Here is an 18,913-nt window from a genome sequence, read left to right on the forward strand (position 1 = left end):
GGGACGTTGACCGTGGGGGCCTCGGAGTCCGGGACGTGCGGGGATGGCGAGTGCCCCGCCTCAGGGCACTCTTCGTCTCCGTTGGTTTCTGATGGATGATTCACCGACGTCATTTCCCGTCCCAGATCGGCCGCCCGTGGCCGTAATTTCCCGTTCTGCGCGGGACTAACGTCTCACAGGTCGATGGCCGGCGAGGGAGGCGTGGTGGTCTTCGCCGGAACGGGGTTCGGGGTCGGCGTGGACGACGGCGCCCGACAGCCGGGGCAGGGCGTGCATGAGGCTGTGCTCGGCGTCCACGGCGACCTGGTGGGCGCGGACGACCGTCGACGCGGGGTCCACGACGACGTCGCATTCGGCGCGGAGGCGGTGGCCGATCCAGCGCATGCGGACGTCGCCAACGGCGAGGACGCCGGGCGTGGCGGAGAGGGCGGCTTCGGCGCGGTCGACCAGGGCGGGATCGACGGCGTCCATGAGGCGTCGCCCCACCTCGCGGGCCGTCTGCCAGAGGATCGCGAGGATGGCGACGGTGATGAGGAGGCCGACGACGGGGTCGGCCCAGGGGGCGCCCAGCGCGATGCCGCCGGCGCCCACGAGGACGGCGAGGGAGGCGAAGCCGTCCGTGCGGGCGTGCAGGCCGTCGGCGACGAGGGCGGCCGAGCCGATGCGGCGGCCGACGCGGATGCGGTAGCGGGCGACGAGTTCGTTGCCGGCGAAGCCGACGACGGCCGCGCCCGCGACGGCCGCGAGGTGCTCCACAGGCTGTGGATGGGCGAGGCGGTGCAGGGCCGCGTACCCGGCGGCGAGGGCGGACGCGGCGATGGCGAGGACGATGACGACGCCGGCGAGGTCCTCCGCGCGCCCGTACCCGTAGGTGTAGCGGCGGGTCGGCGGGCGCCTGCCGAGGACGAACGCGATGCCGAGCGGGACGGCGGTCAGGGCGTCGGCGGCGTTGTGGAGCGTGTCGCCCAGCAGCGCCACCGAGCCCGTGAACGCGACGACGACGGCCTGCAGGACGGTGGTCGCGCCGAGGCCGGCCAGCGAGATCCACAGGGCGCGCATCCCCTGGGCGCTGGTCTCCATCGCGGAGTCCACCTTGTCCGCGGCCTCGTGCGAGTGGGGCCGCAGGACGTGGGGAAGGCGCCGCCCATGCCCGTGCCCGTGCCCATGTCCGTGGCCATGTCCGTGCCGGCTCATACGTCCGAGCATGACCCGGAAAGTCCGTTGCAGCACCTCGACAACAACGGCGTCGTTGCAGATACGCGGCCTGCGTCAGTGCGGGTTGGTCGCCAGAAGCTCCGCCAGGAGGTCGTCCAGGGTGACGATGCCCGCGAACTCGTTGCGCTCGTCGTTGACGACGGCGAGCTGGGCGTGGGCGCGGCGCATCCGGCTCACCGCGTCCAGGACGGTCGTCTCCGCCGTGAGGACGGGCGCCGGGTGGGCCAGGTCGTCCGCGCGGCGCTCCCCGTTCGGCTCGGTGATCGCCGCCCGGACGTGCACGATCCCGGTCATCGCCCCGTCGCGGTCGCGGACGAGCAGCCGGTTGTGGCCGCTGGCGGTGGCCTTCCGGCGGATCTGCGCGGCGCTGGCGTCGGCGTCGATCGTGGTGACGGCCGTCGCGGGCACCACCAGGTGCCCGACGGTCGCCTCCCGCGCCGAGATCGCCCGGCGGAGCAGCTCGTGGTCGTGGCGCCCGATGAGGCCGAGGCGGCGGGACTCGCCGACCAGGTGGCTGAGCCGGGCGGCGTCGGTGTGGCTGTCCAGCTCGTCCTTCGGGGTGATGCCGATCAGCCGCAGCAGCGCGTTCGTCGACGAGTTCAGCGACGACAGGATCGGCCTGGACACCTTCGCGAACGCGCGGAACGGCAGCGCGAGGAGCAGCGCGGCGCGCTCGGGGTGCGCGATCGCCCACGACTTCGGCGCCATCTCGCCGATCACCATGTGCAGGAACGTGACGACGGCGAGGGCGGTGCCGAGCGCGATGGCCTTCGTCCCGGCCTCGGGGACGCCGAGCGCGTGCAGCGGCGGTTCGAGGAGGTGCTCGAACGCGGGCTCGGTGACGATCGCGAGGCCCAGCGAGCACATCGTGATGCCGAACTGGGCGCCGGCGAGCATCAGCGACAGCTCGCGGGCGCCGGCGAGCGCGGCGACGGCGGGGCGGCTGCCCTTGGCGGCGGCGCGCTCGAGCTGCGGGCGGCCCGCCGCGACGAGCGCGAACTCGGCCGCGACGAAGAACCCGTTCCCGACCAGCAGCAGGACGGTGATCAGGAGGGTCGTCAGCGGGTCCACGACACCTCCGCACCGGACGCGTCGGCGTCGTCCGCGCCCTCTTCGTCGGCCCCCACCGGTTCGTCGGCCCCCACCGGGACCGCCGGGGCCGGCGCCTTGATCAGGATCTTCTCTGCGACGCGGCGGGCCACGCTCACGACCTCCAGCTCCACCGAGCCGGGGTCGAGGTCCACGGTGAGGCGGTCGCCGGGGGACGGGAGCCGGCGCAGCTCCGCCATGACGAGCCCGCCGAGGGTGTCGTAGGAGTCGCCCTCCGGCAGGTCGAACCCGGTGAGGCGGCCGATCTCGTCGATGCGCATGCTCGCGTCGACCAGCCAGGACCCGTCCGGCCCGGAGGTCGGCGCGACCTCCCGCGCGTCGGTCTCGTCGGAGATCTCCCCGACGAGCTCCTCGGCCACGTCCTCGAACGTGAGGATGCCGGCGAGGCCGCCGTACTCGTCCACGACGCAGGCGAACTCCTCGCCGGAGTCGCGCATGTGCTCGATCACCCCGTACAGCGGCTGGCTGCCGGGGATGAGCAGCGCGGGCCGCGCGACCCGGCTGATCGGGGTGGCGGGGTCGAGCGCGTCGTCGGCGACCTCGCGGACCCCGGCGACGCCGATCACGTCGTCGACCTCCTGGCCGTAGACGGGGTAGGCGCTGTGCCCGGTCTCGCGGATCAGCGCGACGAGGTCGGAGACGGGCGCGGTACCCGGCAGCGTCCGGACCTGCGGCCGGGGCACCATGACCTCGTCCGCGGTGAGGTCGCCGAAGGACAGGGCCCGCTCCAGCAGGCCCGACAGGTCGGCGGGCAGGTGCCCGGCGCTGTGCGACTTGCCGATGATGTCGCCGAGCTCCTCGAGCGTCGCGCCGCCGTGCAGTTCCTGGACGGGCTCGACGCCGACGGCACGCAGCAGCCGCTCGGCGGAGCTGTCGAACAGCCGGATGAGCGGGCCCGCGACCGCCAGGTAGATCAGCGTGGACGTGGCCAGCGCGCGCGCGAGCGACTCGGCGCGCGCGAGCGCGAGGTTCTTGGGGAACAGCTCGCCCAGCAGCATCTGGATGAGCGTCGCGAGGACGAAGCCGGTGGCGAGCGCGATCGCGCCGGTGGCGCCCGGCGGCACTCCGGCGACCTCCAGCGTCGGCTGGATCAGCTCGGCGAGGGCGGGCTTGGCGATGAAGCCGACGACCAGGGTCGTCATGGTGATGCCGAGCTGCGCGCCCGACAGCATGAACGAGAGCCTGCCGATGACCTTCAGGGCCCGCTTGGCGGAGGCGTCGCCGCGCTCGGCGGCCTGTTCCAGTGTGGCCCGGTCCGCCGCGACGTAGGCGAACTCCTGGGCGACGAAGTATCCGGTCGCTGCGGTGAGGAGGATCACCGCCAGCACTCCCAGGACCGCGGTCAGCATGGGGCACCGGGTCTATGACTGGGGTCCGACACCGCGGACTCACCACTCCTCTCGTAGACGTATCACTCGTAACGTCACTCGGGACAACGAGGTTCCCGGTGGACAGGGTACGGGCGGAGGATGATCGAAGCGGGCGGGGCGTCCCCGGAACGACCGGGTTGCGGAGCTTGCGGGGAAGTGCGGGGGAGTGCGGAAGAGAAGGCGCTTGTCTCGGCTGGTGTCGCGGATCACACTTATATGAGAGCGTTAGTCCGATAGTGGACCGGTCCGTGCTCCCAGACCGGTCGGCCGGGCATGCTCGGGGGGACCGTAGGAGAGCGAACGCGGGGCAGACGTTGGACCAGAGCGGGGCCGGGGCCGCCGCGCCCATGAGCCGTGAAGGCGTCGACCATGCCCTCCGCACGCTCCGGGACGAGCGCGACCGCATCTCCGCGTCCCTCCTCGACCTCGACGGGCACCAGGGCAGCCGCCTCCTGGAGGGCGCGCGCCTCACCGGCGAGACGTGGCGCCGGTGGGAGGACGCGAAGGCGGGCATGCTGGCGCTGTGGGCGCTCTTCGACGCGTACCAGCGCGTCCTGGACACCGCGGTGGAGCTGCGCGAGCGGTCGCCGCGGCCGGACGCGGCGGCGCTGGTCGAGCTGTCCGCGCTGCTGTCGGGCCCGGCGGTGGAGCTGCCCGACGAGGAGGTCCCGCTGCGCGAGCGGACGCTGCTCGGCTCGCGGGAACGGCGGGTGACCCTGGTCGAGGCCGTCGAGCTGATGTCCGAAGCGTACGAGTTCGTCGCGGGCGAGATCGACGCCGCCGACGCCGCGTGGTCGGCGCTGCTGCTGCCGCTGGAGGAGGTGGAGGCGTGCTGGCGGGAGACGGCCCGGCTGGCGCACTCCCTGGACGGCACCCGGCACCCCGAGCTCGACCGGGTCGGGCGCGAGCTGACCGCGCTGGGCCGCGTCGTCCGCACCGACCCGCTGTCGCTCGTCCGGGACGGCCGCGCCGACACCGCCCGCCTCGACCGCGTCCGCACGGTGCTGACCTCGCTCGGGGACGAGCTCGCCGGCGTCGCCCGGATGCGGGAGGACTACGCGGAGCACGTCGCGCGGGTCACCGCGTGCATCGAGGAGGTCGAGGACACCGAGCAGCGCGCCCGCGACGCGTACGCGACGGTCCTCATCAAGATCCGGTCGCCGAACGTGCCCGAACCGGCGCGGGGGCTCGCCGCCGAGCTCCGCGACCGGCTCACCGCCCTGGAGCGGCTCCGCGAGGCGGGCCGCTGGGTCGAGCTGGCGGGCCATTTCGCCGGGCTGGAGCGCGCGGCGGGCGAGGCGCTGGAACGGGCACGCGGCGAGCTGCGTCTGAGCACCGGCCTGCTCGACCGGCGGGGCGAGCTGCGCGGCCGCCTGGAGGCGTACCGGGCGAAGGCGGCGCGGCTGGGCCTGGCCGAGGACGAGCGGCTCACCGGACTGTACGGGGACGCGCGACGATCTGGAGGGCATGCCCCTCCAGACCATGGCGGACGAGGGCGTCGAGGTGCTGTGCGGCGCCGTCCGGGGACGAGGTGTTCGGGGCAATGGTGATCTTCGGGGCGGGCGGCGTCGAAACCGGCGCGCTGGCCGACCGCGCCGCCCCGGCGCCGCTCACGACCCGGGACGCCACTGAGCTGATCCGCGCCCGTCGGCCGTCGGGGCCGCCGGCCGACCACCCGGAGATCGCCGAACTCGACCTCGACCTGACCATCGTCCGCCCGGACGGCGTCGTGACCGTCGACGCCCGCGTCCGCCTGGTGCCCCGCCGCAGATGGGACCCCTACCTGCGGCGGCTCCGCTGAGCCATGCCCGCCCGGCGGCACCGCGTGGGCGACGCGGACGGCGCGGCCGGGCCGAGCGCCGATCCGCGGGAACCCCTGCCGCTGCTGCGCGAGGAACTGGGCACCGGCGAGCGGGGCCTGTCCGCGCGTGAGGCGGCCCGGCGGCTGGCGGTGTACGGCCCCAACCAGGTACGGCGGGCGGAGAAGCGGTCGCTGGCGCGGCTGCTGTCGGGCCAGCTGGCCCATCCGCTGGCACTGCTGCTGTGGGGTGCCGCCGCGCTCGCGTTCGTCGCCGGGATGGGCGTGCTGGGCTGGGCGATCCTGGCGGTGATCCTGATCAACGCCGTCTTCGCGCTGCTGCAGGAACACCAGGCCGAACGCGCGGTGGAGGCGCTGGCCGCCTACCTGCCCGAGCAGGCCCGCGTCATCCGGGACGGGCAGCGGCAGGCCGTGGCGGCGGCCGGGCTGGTCCCGGGCGACCTGATCGTACTGGCCGAGGGCGACGAGGTCCCGGCCGACGCGCGGCTGACCGACGGGGCGGTGGAGGTCGACCTGTCGATGCTGACCGGCGAGTCGGCACCGGTGGAGCGGGTCGCGGCCGCCGCGGAGGCGGGCGCGCCGCTGCTGAGCGAGCCGAACCTGGTCTTCTCCGGGACGAGCTGCACCGGCGGCGAGGCGCGGGCGATCGTGTTCGCGACCGGCGGGCACACCGAACTGGGGCGCATCGCCGCGCTGAGCCAGCGCGCGCCGCGCCGCGCCAGCCCGCTGGAGGTGCAGGTCAAGAAGGTCGCCTGGCTGATCGCGGCGGTCGCGGTCAGCATGGGCGCGGTGTTCCTGCTGCTCGGCGCGCTCGTCGGGCTGCCGCTTACGGACGCGCTGATGTTCGCGATCGGGCTGCTCGTCGCGAACGTCCCGGAGGGCCTCCTGCCGACCATCACTCTCGCGCTGGCCGCCGGGGTGCGGGTACTGGCCCGGCAGGGCGCGGTCGTCAAACGGCTGAGCGCGGTCGAGACGCTCGGCTCCACCACCGTCATCTGCACCGACAAGACCGGCACCCTGACCCGGAACCGGATGCGCCTCCAGGCCCACTGGACCCCGGACCTCGGCACGGTCACCACCGCGCCGCCGCCCGCGCTCGCGGAGGCGGTGACCGAGTGCACCACCGTCTCCCGCGCCGAGGACGGCGGGCTCCAGGGCGATCCGACCGAGATCGCCCTGGTCGAGGGGTCGGGTCCGGACATGGAGGCGCGGCTGGCCGCCCGGGACGAGCGGCGCCGCGCGATCTTCCGGTTCGACGCGCGGCTGCGGCTGATGTCCACCGTCGCCCAGCACGGCGACCGCCTCACCGTCTACACCAAAGGCGCCCCCGAGGCCGTCCTGGCCCGCGTCCCCGGCGCCGACCACGACGCGGTCATGGCGGTCGTCGGCGACCTCGCGAGCCGGGGGCTCCGGGTGCTCGCCGTGGCCGTCCGCGACCTGCCGCCCGGCGCCGACCCGCCCGCCCGCCGGGACGACGCCGAGACCGGACTCCGGCTGATCGGCCTGGTCGGGCTCTACGACCCGCCGCGCCCGCAGGTCGCCGACGCCGTGCGCCGCTGCCACGAGGCCGGGGTGCGCGTCCACATCGTGACCGGCGACAACGGCGCGACCGCCGCGGCCGTCGCCGCCGAGGTCGGCATCGGCGTCCCCCGCCTGCACGTGGTCGCCGAGTCCGAGCGGATCCACGACTACGAGCTGGACGAGCTGCTGACCGGCGACGCCGAGATCGTCTTCGCTCGCTCGTCCCCGGAGACCAAGCTGAAGGTCGCCGACGCGCTGCGCGCCCACGGCGAGGTGGTGGCGATGACCGGGGACGGCGCCAACGACGCGCCTGCCCTCCACCAGGCCCACATCGGCGTGGCGATGGGGCTTTCGGGCACCGATGTGGCGCGCGAGGCGTCCACCATGGTCCTGACCGACGACAACTTCGCGACCATCGTCACCGCGATCGAATCCGGACGCCGCGTCTACGACAACGTCCGCAAGTTCATCCTGTACATCTTCGCCCACGCCGTCCCGGAGGTCGTGCCGTTCCTGGTGTTCGCGCTCAGCGGCGGCCTGATCCCGCTCCCGCTCACCGTCCTGCAGATCCTCGCGATCGACCTCGGTACCGAGACCCTCCCCGCGCTCGCGCTCGGCCGCGAACCCGCCGAACCCGGCCTGATGAACCGGCCGCCGCGCCGGTCCTCCCAGGGCGTCATCTCCCGCGACATGCTGGTCCGCGCCTGGGGCTACCTCGGCCTGGTGTCGGCCGTCCTGGTCATGTCCGTGTTCTTCTACGTCCTGTGGCGCGCCGGCTGGCATCCCGGCGATCCCACCGGCGCGGGGGCCGCCCTGCACCACGCCTACCTGACCGCCACCACCGCGACGTTCGCGGGCCTGGTCACCTGCCAGGTCGGCACCGCCATGGCGGCCCGCACGGACCACGCGTCGCTCCGCGACGTGGGCCTCACCACGAACCCGCTGCTGCTGGTCGGCATCGCCTTCGAGCTGCTGTTCGCCGCCGCCCTGATCTACCTGCCGCCGCTGCAGGACGTGTTCGGCACCGCGGCCCTGCCCTGGGACGTCCTGGTCATCATCGCCACGTTCCCGGTCATCGTCTGGGGCACCGACGAACTCCGCCGCCGGTACCGCCGCCGCCGATGACGCCGGCAGGCTCCGCGCCGAAAGCACCGTCCCTCGGCGGCTCAGGGCGCAGTGGTGTCGGGCACGTCGGCGAGGACGAAGTAGTTCTCCTCCTCCTGCGCGAAGTGCAGCCGCAGGACGGCGTACAGCTCCTGGACGGTCCGGCGCATATCGTCCACGGACCCGACGAACACCGTGATCGCACCGCAGGCGGCGGCACCGGCCGCCAGCCCGCCCCCGGCCAGGGCGAACAGCATCTCGGGGCCACCTCGCGAGATCAAAGCCCGCATGTCCACCTCGCCGTCCGGGGCCCTCCGGCCTTCCTCCTGTGAACTCCAGTGCCCAGAGGCCACGGACTCTCCCACCCCAGGTCACGGGAACCCCAGGAAAGGACCTCCGCCTCTTGGGCCGCGCGCGACGGGGAAAGAGCGTGGACAGGGGAACCGACACCCGAAGGAGAACGCGATGTCCGAGCCGATCGTCGTCGGCACCGACGGCTCCGATGAATCGGACCGCGCCCTGCGATGGGCCGCCGCCGAGGCCGTGCTGCGCGAACGTCCCCTGCACATCGTCCACACGGTGGAGAGCTGGCCCTACAAGGCGCCGCTGTTCATGCCGCCCGAGACCACCGAGCAGATGACCCGCACCGGCCGCCGGCTGCTCGCCGCGGCCCGTGGACGCGTCGAGGAACGGTGGCCCGACCTGGAGACCACGACCGCCCTTGTCGCCGAGGACCCCCCGAAGGGGCTGCGCGACCAGTCGGCCAAGGCCTTCGAACTCGTCCTGGGCAGCCGCGGCCGCGGCGGGTTCGCCGGCCTGCTGCTGGGCTCCACCAGCCTGCGCATGGCCGCCCACTCCACCGTCCCCGTCGTGATCGTGCGCGGGGACACCACCGACCGAGGCGAGATAGTCGTGGGCGTCGACCTCCTGGGGAACACCGGCGGCCTTCTCGACTACGCCTTCGACGCCGCCGCCCTGCGCGACGCCCGGCTCCGCGTCCTCCACGCCTGGCGGACGTTCAGCACTTACATCGATCTCGAGTACGACCTGGCCATCGAACAGACCAAACGCGACCTGCACACTCAGGTCGTGGAGGCGTACCAGCCGCTGCGCGCCAAGTACCCGGGCGTGGACGTCGTGGACGAGATCGCCCTGGACCACTCTGTGGCCGCACTGTCCCACGCCTCCCGCAACGCCCGCCTCCTCGTGGTCGGCGCCCACCAGCGACACTGGGCGGCACCCCGACTCGGCTCCACCGCCCACGGGGTCATCCACCACGCCCACTGCCCGATCGCCGTCATCCCGCACACCGAATAGAGCGCGCGGCGCAGCAGACGGCCATGTCACCGGCCACGTCCTAGTGCGTACGCACTAGGACGCGTGGGCGGCTGGTCCGGGTGCACGAGGCGGAGACGGTGTCGGGGGACGATGCCCGGCGGGGGCGCCGAAGGGAAGTGTTGGAGGCCGCGTGGATCGCACGCGATTCCCCTTTCCCGCAGCGTCTGGAGTGATCAATCCGTGGCGACACTTCTCTACCGGATCGGACGGTGGGCCTTCCGGCGGCGCCGGCTCGTGCTCTGCCTGTGGCTGGGCGCCCTGGTGCTGGCCGGGGTCGCCGCCGCCACGGCGCCCGCCGGGCAGGAAGAGGACCTGTCCATGCCCGGCACCGAGTCGCAGAAGGCGTTCGACCTGCTGGACGAGCGCTTCCCGCAGAGCAACTCCCAGGGCGCCGAAGCCCGCATGGTGTTCCAGGCCCCGGACGGGCAGCGGGTGACCGCCCGGGAGAACCGGGCCGCCGTCCGGGACACGCTCGGCTCGCTCAACGGGGGCGATCAGGTCGCCTCGACCACCGACCCCTACGAGACCGGCGCCGTCAGCGAGGACGGCACCATCGCCTACGCCACGATCACCTACACCGCAGGCGCCGTCGACCTGACCGAACCGGCGAAGAACGCTCTCCGGCACGCCGCGAACCATGCCCGGGACGCGGGCCTGACCGTGGAGATCGGCGGCTCGGCGCTTGATTCGCAGGAGGAGCCGGGCGGCACGACCGAGATCATCGGCGTGGCGGTCGCGGCGGTGGTGCTGGTCCTCGCCCTCGGGTCGCTGGTCGCGGCCGGACTGTCGCTGCTGACCGCCTTCGCGGGTGTGGCCATCGCGTTCAGCCTGATCTCCGCGCTGGCCGTCCGGCTGGGCCTGACGTCCACCGTCGCCATCCTGGCGCTGATGCTGGGCCTGGCGGTCGGCATCGACTACGCGCTGTTCATCACCTCCCGCTTCCGCGACGAGCTCGTCCAGGGCGGCGAGCCGGAGGAGGCCGCCGGCCGGGCGGTGGGCACGGCCGGATCCGCCGTCGTCTTCGCCGGCGCGACCGTCTTCATCGCCCTGGTCGGGCTGGGGGTCGTCGGAATCCCCGAACTCACGAAGATGGGCCTGGGCGGCGCGGGTGCCGTGGCCCTCGCCGTGCTCGTCGCACTGACCCTGGTCCCCGCGATGCTCGGCTTCGCCGGCCGGCGGATCCTGCCCCGCGCCGTCCGCAAGGCCGCCCGGCGGGGGAGCGGGCGTCCGCAGCCGGCGCCCGCCGCGTCCGGGCGGCTCGGCCTCGGCACCCGCTGGGCGCGGTTCGTGCTCCGCCGGCCGGTGACCGTGCTGCTGGTCGCCGGACTCGGCCTCGGCGCGGTCGCCCTCCCGGCGCTGCACCTCGAACTCGGGCTGCCCGGGGACGAGTCCAAGTCGGTCCAGACCACCGAGCGCCGTGCCTACGACCTGCTGTCCGAAGGCTTCGGCCCCGGCTTCAACGGCCCGCTGACCGTGGTCGTGGACATGGCGGAGTCCGCGGACACCGGGGCCGCCGCGAACCTTGTCGCCGAGACCGTACGGGGAGTGGACGGGGTCGCGTCCGTCGGTGACCCGGTCCTCAACCCGGCCGGGGACACGGCCGTCCTCACCGCCGTCCCGGAGACCGCGCCGAGCAGCGGCGAGACCAAGGACCTGGTGCACGCGATCCGGGGCGCGGTGTCCGCCGTCGAGGCCGAGACGGGCTCCGGCGTCCTGGTGACCGGCACCACCGCGATGAACATCGACATCTCCGAAGCCATGTCCGACGCCCTGCTTCCCTATCTGACCGTGGTCATCGGCCTGGCGGTGCTCCTGCTGATGGTGGTCTTCCGCTCGGTCCTGGTCCCGGTCAAGGCCGCGCTCGGTTTCCTGCTGTCGGTGGGCGCCGCGTTCGGCGTGCTGGTCGCCGTCTTCCAGTGGGGCTGGGCCGCGGACCTGATCGGCACCGAGCAGACCGGACCGGTCATGTCGCTGATGCCGATCCTCATCATCGGGATCGTGTTCGGCCTCGCCATGGACTACGAGGTCTTCCTCCTCTCCCGGATGCGGGAGGACTATGTCCACGGCGCGTCCCCCGGCGAGGCGGTCGTGCACGGCTTCCGGCACAGCGGACGCGTGGTGGCCGCGGCGGCGATCATCATGATCAGCGTGTTCGCCGGATTCATCGGGATGAGCTCCCCGACCATCCAGACGATGGGCGTCGGGCTGGCCGCCGCCGTCGCCTTCGACGCCTTCGTGGTCCGGATGGCGATCGTCCCCGCGGTCCTGGCGCTGCTCGGCCGCCGGGCCTGGTGGCTGCCTCCTATCCTGAACCGTGTGCTGCCGAACGTGGACATCGAAGGGGAGGGACTGAGCCGTCACGTCCCGGCGCCCGCGGCCGGGCCGGACGCGGCGGTGCCGCTGCTCCCCGGCGGCGGACGCTGACCCGGCCATGACGAACCCCGGAGGCGGTGCCCCGCGACCACGCGGCATGTGGTGGCGGGAGGGAGCGATCACGGCGGTGGCGTTCGCCCTCTGCCTGCTCGGCGGCATGGTGCGGGTCGACGACACGCTGTCCGCGCCGCCCGCCGCCACCTACCTCCTCGCCGCGGTGTCCTGTGCCGTGCTGCCGCTGCGGCACAGGGCGCCCCTGGCCGCCATGGCGGCCACGACCACGGCCGGCATGCTGGCCCCGCTCCTGGGCCTGCTGCTGACCCCGCTCATCATGGCCCCCGCCGTGATCAGCGCCTACTCCCTCACCGTGCGCACCGAACGGCGCGGGACGAGCGCGGTGCTCCTCGCCTCCGCGGCGCTGCTGGCCGCCTCCACCGCCTTGTTCGAAGCCATCTCGTGGAAGGACGCGAGCCGGATGGGAGCGGTGGCGGCCTTCCCGCTGGTGGCCGGGGTCCTCGGTCACGCGACGCGGAACCGGCGGGCCTACCTGGCGGCCGTGGAGGAGCGCGCCCAGCGCGCCGAGAAGAGCCGGGAACTGGAGGCGCGCCGGAGAGTGGCCGAGGAGCGGGTGCGCATCGCCCGGGAACTGCACGACCTCGTGGCCCACCAGATCACCCTCGCCAACGCGCAGGCCACGGTCGCCGCCCACCTCTTCGACACCAGCCCGGAGCAGACCCGCAAGAGCCTGAGGGAACTCGTCGAGACGACCGGCGACGCGCTCGACGACCTCCGGGCCACGGTCGGCCTCCTGCGCCAGTCCGGGGACGCGGCCGCGCCGTCCGAACCGGCGCCCGGCCTGTCCCGCCTCCCCACCCTGCTGGAATCCTTCCGCCGCGCCGGCCTGGAGGTGTCGGTGCACCAGGAGGGCACGTCCAGGCCGCTGCCGCCGGGAGCGGACCTCACCGCGTACCGCATCGTCCAGGAGGCCCTGACCAACGTGACCAAACACGCAGGCACCGGCCGCGCCCAGGTGCGCCTCACCTGGAACCGCGATCGCGTGACCATCACCGTCGCCGACGACGGCGGGGGGACACCGAACGCGTCCCCGGACCGTCCCCCCGGTTACGGCCTCATCGGGATGCGCGAACGTGCCACCGCGATAGGAGGGCACCTTTCCGCAGGACGGCGCCCCGAGGGCGGCTTCCTCGTATCCACCGAGCTCCCCCTCCCGCCCGCCAGGGAGACCGCCGGAGAGGCCGGGGACGCACCATGACGCTCAGCGTCCTCCTCGCCGACGACCAGGCCCTGCTGCGCGCCGCCTTCCGGACGCTGCTCGACACCGCCGACGACATCACCGTCGTCGGCGAGGCGGCCGACGGCAGGGAGGCGGTCGGCCTCACCCGGGAGCTGCGCCCCGATGTCGTGATCATGGACATCCGCATGCCCGACGTGGACGGCCTCACCGCCACGTCGCAGATCTGCGCGGACCCGGACCTGCGCGCCAGCCGCATCCTGATCCTCACCACGTACGAGACCGACGAGTACGTCGCGCAGGCACTCCGCGCGGGGGCCAGCGGCTTCATCGGCAAGGGCATCGGCGCCGAGGCCCTGCTGGACGCCGTCCGCACGATCGCCAACGGCGACACCCTCCTGTCGCCCGCCGCGACCCGCTCCCTGGTGGCCCGCTTCCTGGCCACCCCCGACGGCACCCCACCGCACGACCCCGAAGCGCTCGCCGTGCTCACCCCACGCGAACGCGAGATGGTGGCCCTGGTCGCCACCGGCCTGTCCAACCAGGAGATCGCCGACCGGATGTACCTCAGCCCCTACACCGTCCGCGCCCACGTACAGCGCGCCATGATGAAACTAGAGGCCCGCGACCGCGCCCAACTAGTAGTAATCGCCTACCGCACAGGTCTGGCCCGACCCACCCCCGACCCCGACCCGACATGAGCGCGACAACCCCCCTCGAAGGCCCACAGGTCTTGTCGCGAGAATGCCGCTTCACCTTCGGCCGGCTCGCGAGCCTCATTCCTTTTCGTCGTCCGCCCCGGGGTCACCGCGCAGGCGTTCGAGCTGGGCCGCGAGCATGATCAGCAGGGCCTGGCCGAGCATGAAGGCCATGGCGGCCAGGAACGCCCCCGCCGGCCACGCCGCGTCGGCGGGAAGGGTGAGGCCTGCCGCGACGGCCGCGCCCAAGCCGAGGCCCACGGACAGGATGCCGAGCGCCGTGCCGAGCAGGTCGACCTCGCGTGGCCCGGCACCCGGGCGACGCCGGAACCCCTTGGTGGTCACGGCCTGGAGCACGGTGAACGCCGCCGCGGCGCCCATCGCGAACCCGAGGATGTCGACGAGCGACGGGGAACCCGCCAGCTTGTCGAGCGCGCCGAAGGACGAAGTGATCATGATCGAGAACCCGAACGCGGCACTGTTGTCGATCACAGCGGTCTTGACGCCCACGCGGGCACTGCGCCTGATGTGAGATGCGCCGACGTTCTGAGATGGCCCCATGTCAGTCGTGTTTGCGGCCGGGAAGGTTCTCGTACATCTCCGTGAGCTTCTGCCGGAAGCCGCGCTCGGCGATGCCGGCCTTCTGCGGGTCCTTGAGGCCGGCCTTGACGGTCTTCTTGGCCTGCTCCTTCATGATGTGCGGCGGGATCGGCGCGATCTCGTTGTCCACCACGAATTCCAGCACCACGGGCCGATCGCTGGCCAGGGCGTCCTGCCAGGCCATGGTGACCTGCTTGGGGTCGTCGCAGTAGATGCCCTTCAGGCCGCACAGTTCGGCGTACTTGGCGTAGGGGAAGTCCGGGATGGACTGCGAGCCCTCGTACTTGGGGTCGCCGCCCATCGCCCGCTGCTCCCAGGTGACCTGGTTGAGGTCCTGGTTGTTGAAGACGCAGAAGACCAGCGGCGGCGAGCCGCCCATCCGGTCGGCGTACCGCTTCACCGTGAGCATCTCGTTCATGCCGTTCATCTGGAACGCGCCGTCCCCAACGAAGGCGATGACCGGACGGCCCGGGAAGGCGAACCGCGCGGCGATCGCGTACGGGACACCCGGCCCCATCGTCGCGAGCGTCCCCGACAGTGACGCCTTCATCCCCTCACGGATCTTGAGGTGCCGAGCCCACCAGTTGGTCGTGGAACCGGAGTCGGCGGTGAGGATGCACCCATCGGGCAGCAGCGGCGACAGCTCATGGGCCACCGCCTGCGGGTTGATCTTCCCGTCGAACGTCTGCCCGGCCCGTTTCCCCATCACCGTGTCCCAGGCGCGGACGTTCTCCTCGATCTGCTCGCGCCAGGACCGGTCCTGTTTGCGGCGCAGCAGCGGGATCAGCTGCTGGAGGGTCTCCCTGGCGTCGCCGACGACGTGCGCGTCCATCGGGTACCTGGTGCCGATCATGCGGCCGTCGATGTCGATCTCGACGCCGCGGCAGCTGCCCTCGTCCGGCAGCCATTCCGCGTACGGGAAGCTGCTGCCGATCATGAAGAGGGTGTCGCAGTTCGTCATCATCTCGTCGCTGGCCTTCGAGCCGAGCAGCCCGACGGGGCCGGTGACGAACGGCAGGTCGTCCGGCAGCACCTCGCGGCCGAGCAGCGCCTTGGCCACCCCGGCGCCGAGCAGTTCGGCGACCTCGACGACCTCTTCGCGGGCCTGGGACGCGCCCTGCCCGATGAGCATCGCGACCTTCTCGCCCTCGTTGAGGATGTCGGCGGCCTTGCGCAGCTCCTCCCGGTTCGGAAGGACACGGGGCCGGCTCCAGCCGACGCTGGAGAACACCGCGCCGTGCTCCTTCGGCGGCGACGGCATCGCCTCCGCCTCCTGGACGTCCTCCGGGATGACGATCGTCGCGACGCTCCGGGTGGTCAGCGCCGTCTTGAACGCCCGGTCGATCACGTGCCGCATCTGCCCGGGGTGCATGACGATCTGGCAGTACTCCGAGACGTCGGAGAACAGATTCTCCAGGTTCACTTCCTGCTGGTAGTGGCTGCCCTGCGCAAGCCGCTTCTGCTGCCCGACGATCGCGACGACCGGCTGGTGGTCCAGCTTCGCGTCGTACAGCCCGTTCAGCAGGTGGATCGCACCCGGCCCCGACGTCGCCACGCAGCAGCCCACCTCGCCGGTGAACTTCGCATGCCCGCACGCCATGAACGCCGCCATCTCCTCATGGCGCGTCTGGACGAACTCCGGCTTCCCCTCGGCGCGGTCGAACGCGCCGAGCATGCCGTTGATGCCGTCACCCGGATATCCGTAGACCCGCTCGATACCCCACTCCGTGAGGCGCTGCAGGACGTAGTCGGCCACTTGCTGGGCCATGATCCTCAACTCCCGGTGGTCGTCGACGACGCGGTGCCCGTGCCTGCTCCCCGGGTCCCCGGGAAGCAGGAGACCAAACCATCTGCCAGGGCCCCCGCCTCGACATGTCATGCAGAATCCGGGTCATGGCTCGACCTGATCACTACTGGGGCCCGGCGGCCGTCCGGCCCCCCCGGCTCCGCAACCGACCATCCGGTATTCGCCGATCTGTTCTGGGGCTCGGTACCGCTCGGCACCGAGCGGTACCGAGCGGTATGGAAGGTTTGACCGGCACCCTTGCCGCCGTTGTACAAGGCTGGTGCGCGGTCCGTTCCCAGCGGGGACGCGCTAGTGATCCTGCCGGACGGCTACCAGCAGGAAGGCGAACTGACGCCTATCTCGATGGGAACCGGTTGCACCTTCGCCGGACCGGCTCCCTATTTCCCGGCAACCGAGGGGGAGTTCCTCATCGGCGTCCGCCAGGCTGCCGATCCCATCGCCGTCGCCGCAAGACCGGGGCTCGAGGTCGACGATGTCTACGAGTTCATCGCCACCGTCGCCACCCGATTGAGTCCCGCTGACATCGAGCGTGTTCGCCTCGACCCGGACGTGACCGTCATCGAGCAGAACCGCAGAGCCGATCTCACCTGACCGAATCCCGGACGCATAACGGCTCATTCCGTCCGGCACAACAGGTCCCGAGAAGGGAACCTCACTCGCCTCGTGGTGTTTCCCGACCAATGGACCGTTGGTGTGACCCGGCCGTGTCCGTGCCGCGAGGTGCTCGGCGGTCAGCGGCGCCTCGATCACCCGCCGCACGCTGAGAAGGCGGACGGGTGCGAACTGCGTCGTGTGGGAGCACGAGAACGCCGTCGACATGTGCCGGCTGTGCGAGACACCGTTCTGAAGCAGATGTGAAGCACGTGGGCGGTTCCCTTGCTTTCCAGGCGTGCCTGACCGGGCGTGCCGCATTAGGGAACGGAGAAGCGATCATGCAGACCAGCATGTCCGGACGCTCCAAGCGCGCCATCGCGGTGGGAACGCTGGCCACGGCGATGGCCGGCGGAGGACTCCTCGCCACGGCGTCCGCCGCCTCAGCCGACACGGCTCCGGCGGACAACGATCACTGCGTCACCAACGTCGCGACCGGGCAGATGCGGTGCTATGACACCTTCCCCCAGGCGATCTCCGCCGCCACGGGCGGCCAGATCACCGACGCACCGCAGAGCCCGGCGGCGGCCGTCGCCAGCCGGTCGTTCGAACAGCGGATCAACGCCGCCGGCAGACAGGCCGCGTCCACCGCCGCGCCGCTGGCGACGGTCACACTCTCCATCGAGTACGACTGGAACTACTACCAGACCACCGCGGGCAGCAACACGTACACGGGCACCTCCGGCTGCGACAGCGACGGCTCGGTGGAATGGATGAAGAACAACCTCGGTGACTCCTGGAACGACCGGATCTCGTCGTTCAAGGGCTACAACGGCTGCCAGGTCAGGCACTTCGAGCACGAGAACGGCGCCGGAACGTACACCACACCCGTCGGCCAGAATCCCTCGATGATGGATCACGGCGGCCTGAACAACCAGGCATCCTCAATCCACTGGATCTGAGCACCACAACCGTCCCCACACATACCAGGCCCCGACGAAGCGACCGCGCCCCCGGCCCGCATGAGGAGGCCGTCTCCAATCCCCCCGAAGACGGCCTCCGACCCTCCCCAGGGTGACAACAGCGACAAGGCAGCCGAAACGATCAGGCAACGGGCAAGGACGCCTTGGCGAAAAGCGAGGCCCAGGTAGGGGAACGGGGCTCCTACCTGGGCCTTCTCGGCGGGAGCGGGCAACGGAAATCGAACCCGCGTAGCCGGTTTGAAGGCGCCGATAGGCCCTTCGATTTCGTGTGCCATTCTGTACTCGTCGGTATCGCTCGGATTTCCATGATCCAGAGGCCGACAAGACCCGCCAGTGACGCTTAAGTGGATCAAGAACCGGCAGTCACGGTCACTCGCGGTACGGCGCTACGCCAGGTCAGGGGTGCCAGCAGGCGTGGTCGGAACCATTCCCAAGCTGACAGCGCGGATTCGATTCCCGTCACCCGCTCACCGCAAAGGCCCAGGTCAGGGACATGATCCCCGATACTGGGCCTTGATCGTTTCATCACTGTCGTGCGATTGGGGCATGGGCACCGGTGACCCCGTCGCCCCGTCATCGTCGCCGCTGTCCCGCTTTCGCTCGGCCTGAACGCTTTCAGGACCTCCGCGATCGCACGGTCAGCTCGTGGGTGCGGTGGTTCGGGTGCGGAGTCGTGCGTGAAAGCGTTCGGTGTTGATGACGGCGCGGCGGTGGGTTCCCTGGCAGACGGTGGCGGCGTCGTCGTGGGCGTTGATGGTGAAGGTGAGTTGTCTGCCGTCGACGGCGGTGAGTTCGGCGTGGACGGTCAGGGTGCTGCCGGGTGGTGTGGGGGCTTGGTGGCTGAGGTCGACGTGGACGCCCAGAGTCTGCTCGTGGTCTTCCAGGTGGCCGTGAATGGCACGCATGCAGGTCCATTCGACGATGCCGACCAGGTAGCCGGTGGCCAGGACGGCGGGCATGGCGGCGAAGTGGTCGGATTCGGGCAGTAGGTGCGGGACGGTGCGTTCGGCCGGGACGGTGTAGTCCAGTCGTGCGGCCAGGCCCGGCTGAAGTGATGCGTGCATGGGGTCCTTCCTTGTGGACGGCGGGTCCCGGGCCCGTACGGGACGGCGGCTGTCTCTTATACACACCT

16 protein-coding genes are annotated in these 18,913 nt (G+C 71.9%); 9 read left to right on the forward strand and 7 right to left on the reverse strand.

Translation table 11 applies throughout. The features are described from left to right. Positions 1-165 precede the first annotated feature (165 nt). The 3 genes from E1266_RS24340 to E1266_RS24350 form a co-directional block, all read right to left on the reverse strand. Positions 166-1,080 (reverse strand): cation diffusion facilitator family transporter, encoded by a 915-nt coding sequence (locus E1266_RS24340; protein WP_243718811.1) that lies wholly within the window; start codon positions 1,078-1,080, stop codon positions 166-168. A 189-nt stretch (positions 1,081-1,269) separates the two neighbouring features. Beyond that, the gene (locus tag E1266_RS24345) at positions 1,270-2,286 is read right to left on the reverse strand and encodes a hemolysin family protein (protein WP_132050700.1); all 1,017 of its coding nucleotides are present in this window, start codon (positions 2,284-2,286) and stop codon (positions 1,270-1,272) included. Continuing rightward, positions 2,274-3,674, reverse strand: a complete 1,401-nt coding sequence (locus tag E1266_RS24350; protein WP_207945888.1) for a hemolysin family protein — start codon at positions 3,672-3,674, stop codon at positions 2,274-2,276. Before E1266_RS24350 ends, E1266_RS24345 begins: the two co-directional genes overlap by 13 nt. 368 nt (positions 3,675-4,042) lie before the next feature. Between E1266_RS24350 and E1266_RS24355 the strand changes: the two genes are divergently transcribed. Genes E1266_RS24355 through E1266_RS24365 form a run of 3 tightly spaced genes read left to right on the forward strand, consistent with a single transcriptional unit; the run spans position 4,043 to position 8,160 of the window. Then, positions 4,043-5,245 (forward strand): hypothetical protein, encoded by a 1,203-nt coding sequence (locus E1266_RS24355; protein ID WP_132050701.1) that lies wholly within the window; start codon positions 4,043-4,045, stop codon positions 5,243-5,245. Further along, on the forward strand, positions 5,239-5,496 hold the full coding sequence (locus E1266_RS24360) for a hypothetical protein (RefSeq protein ID WP_132050702.1): 258 nt from the start codon (positions 5,239-5,241) through the stop codon (positions 5,494-5,496). The genes E1266_RS24355 and E1266_RS24360 overlap by 7 nt, the downstream gene beginning before the upstream one ends. 24 nt (positions 5,497-5,520) lie before the next feature. Beyond that, positions 5,521-8,160 carry a cation-transporting P-type ATPase gene (locus E1266_RS24365; RefSeq protein ID WP_207945889.1) on the forward strand — a complete coding sequence of 880 codons (2,640 nt, stop codon included), beginning with the start codon at positions 5,521-5,523 and terminating at the stop codon, positions 8,158-8,160. 41 nt (positions 8,161-8,201) lie between these two features. Here the strand turns inward: E1266_RS24365 and E1266_RS24370 are convergent, their stop codons facing one another. Next, positions 8,202-8,396 (reverse strand): hypothetical protein, encoded by a 195-nt coding sequence (locus E1266_RS24370; protein WP_165966192.1) that lies wholly within the window; start codon positions 8,394-8,396, stop codon positions 8,202-8,204. 208 nt (positions 8,397-8,604) lie between these two features. Between E1266_RS24370 and E1266_RS24375 the strand changes: the two genes are divergently transcribed. From E1266_RS24375 to E1266_RS24390, 4 genes are all read left to right on the forward strand, one after another. Further along, positions 8,605-9,456: a universal stress protein gene (locus E1266_RS24375; RefSeq protein ID WP_165966193.1), complete on the forward strand. Its 852-nt coding sequence runs from the start codon at positions 8,605-8,607 to the stop codon at positions 9,454-9,456. 201 nt (positions 9,457-9,657) lie between these two features. Continuing rightward, positions 9,658-11,901, forward strand: coding sequence for an MMPL family transporter (locus E1266_RS24380; protein WP_132050709.1), 2,244 nt, complete (start codon positions 9,658-9,660; stop codon positions 11,899-11,901). Positions 11,902-11,908: 7 nt separating this feature from the next. Continuing rightward, positions 11,909-13,123 (forward strand): sensor histidine kinase, encoded by a 1,215-nt coding sequence (locus E1266_RS24385; RefSeq protein ID WP_132050711.1) that lies wholly within the window; start codon positions 11,909-11,911, stop codon positions 13,121-13,123. Further along, the gene (locus E1266_RS24390; protein ID WP_132050713.1) at positions 13,120-13,803 is read left to right on the forward strand and encodes a response regulator transcription factor; all 684 of its coding nucleotides are present in this window, start codon (positions 13,120-13,122) and stop codon (positions 13,801-13,803) included. The genes E1266_RS24385 and E1266_RS24390 overlap by 4 nt, the downstream gene beginning before the upstream one ends. A 75-nt stretch (positions 13,804-13,878) precedes the next feature. Here the strand turns inward: E1266_RS24390 and E1266_RS24395 are convergent, their stop codons facing one another. Together E1266_RS24395 and E1266_RS24400 are read right to left on the reverse strand one after the other, a co-directional pair. Continuing rightward, the gene (locus E1266_RS24395) at positions 13,879-14,310 is read right to left on the reverse strand and encodes a hypothetical protein (protein ID WP_132050715.1); all 432 of its coding nucleotides are present in this window, start codon (positions 14,308-14,310) and stop codon (positions 13,879-13,881) included. A 52-nt stretch (positions 14,311-14,362) separates the two neighbouring features. Continuing rightward, a complete protein-coding gene (locus tag E1266_RS24400) occupies positions 14,363-16,168 on the reverse strand; it encodes a thiamine pyrophosphate-requiring protein (RefSeq protein WP_132050717.1) in 1,806 nt (601 codons plus the stop codon). 330 nt (positions 16,169-16,498) lie between these two features. Between E1266_RS24400 and E1266_RS24405 the strand changes: the two genes are divergently transcribed. Then, positions 16,499-16,798, forward strand: coding sequence for a hypothetical protein (locus tag E1266_RS24405; RefSeq protein WP_132050719.1), 300 nt, complete (start codon positions 16,499-16,501; stop codon positions 16,796-16,798). Positions 16,799-17,061: 263 nt separating this feature from the next. Then, positions 17,062-17,760, forward strand: a complete 699-nt coding sequence (locus E1266_RS24410) for a hypothetical protein (RefSeq protein WP_132050721.1) — start codon at positions 17,062-17,064, stop codon at positions 17,758-17,760. A 659-nt stretch (positions 17,761-18,419) separates the two neighbouring features. Here E1266_RS24410 and E1266_RS24415 read toward each other — a convergent pair. After that, positions 18,420-18,845, reverse strand: a complete 426-nt coding sequence (locus E1266_RS24415; protein ID WP_132050723.1) for a thioesterase family protein — start codon at positions 18,843-18,845, stop codon at positions 18,420-18,422. Between the last annotated feature and the right edge of the window lie 68 nt (positions 18,846-18,913).

The sequence above is a fragment of the Actinomadura sp. 7K534 genome, assembly GCF_004348575.1.
In the GTDB taxonomy this organism is placed as follows: domain Bacteria; phylum Actinomycetota; class Actinomycetes; order Streptosporangiales; family Streptosporangiaceae; genus Spirillospora; species Spirillospora livida.

Coding starts and splice junctions, on each gene's coding strand:
- E1266_RS24340 (WP_243718811.1), bottom strand. CDS start 1,080: ATGGAGACCAGCGCCCAGGGGATGCGCGCCCTGTGGATCTCGCTGGCC.
- E1266_RS24375 (WP_165966193.1), top strand. CDS start 8,605: ATGTCCGAGCCGATCGTCGTCGGCACCGACGGCTCCGATGAATCGGAC.
- E1266_RS24360 (WP_132050702.1), top strand. CDS start 5,239: ATGGTGATCTTCGGGGCGGGCGGCGTCGAAACCGGCGCGCTGGCCGAC.
- E1266_RS24400 (WP_132050717.1), bottom strand. CDS start 16,168: ATGGCCCAGCAAGTGGCCGACTACGTCCTGCAGCGCCTCACGGAGTGG.
- E1266_RS24390 (WP_132050713.1), top strand. CDS start 13,120: ATGACGCTCAGCGTCCTCCTCGCCGACGACCAGGCCCTGCTGCGCGCC.
- E1266_RS24385 (WP_132050711.1), top strand. CDS start 11,909: ATGACGAACCCCGGAGGCGGTGCCCCGCGACCACGCGGCATGTGGTGG.
- E1266_RS24415 (WP_132050723.1), bottom strand. CDS start 18,845: ATGCACGCATCACTTCAGCCGGGCCTGGCCGCACGACTGGACTACACC.
- E1266_RS24370 (WP_165966192.1), bottom strand. CDS start 8,396: ATGCTGTTCGCCCTGGCCGGGGGCGGGCTGGCGGCCGGTGCCGCCGCC.
- E1266_RS24355 (WP_132050701.1), top strand. CDS start 4,043: ATGAGCCGTGAAGGCGTCGACCATGCCCTCCGCACGCTCCGGGACGAG.
- E1266_RS24350 (WP_207945888.1), bottom strand. CDS start 3,674: ATGCTGACCGCGGTCCTGGGAGTGCTGGCGGTGATCCTCCTCACCGCA.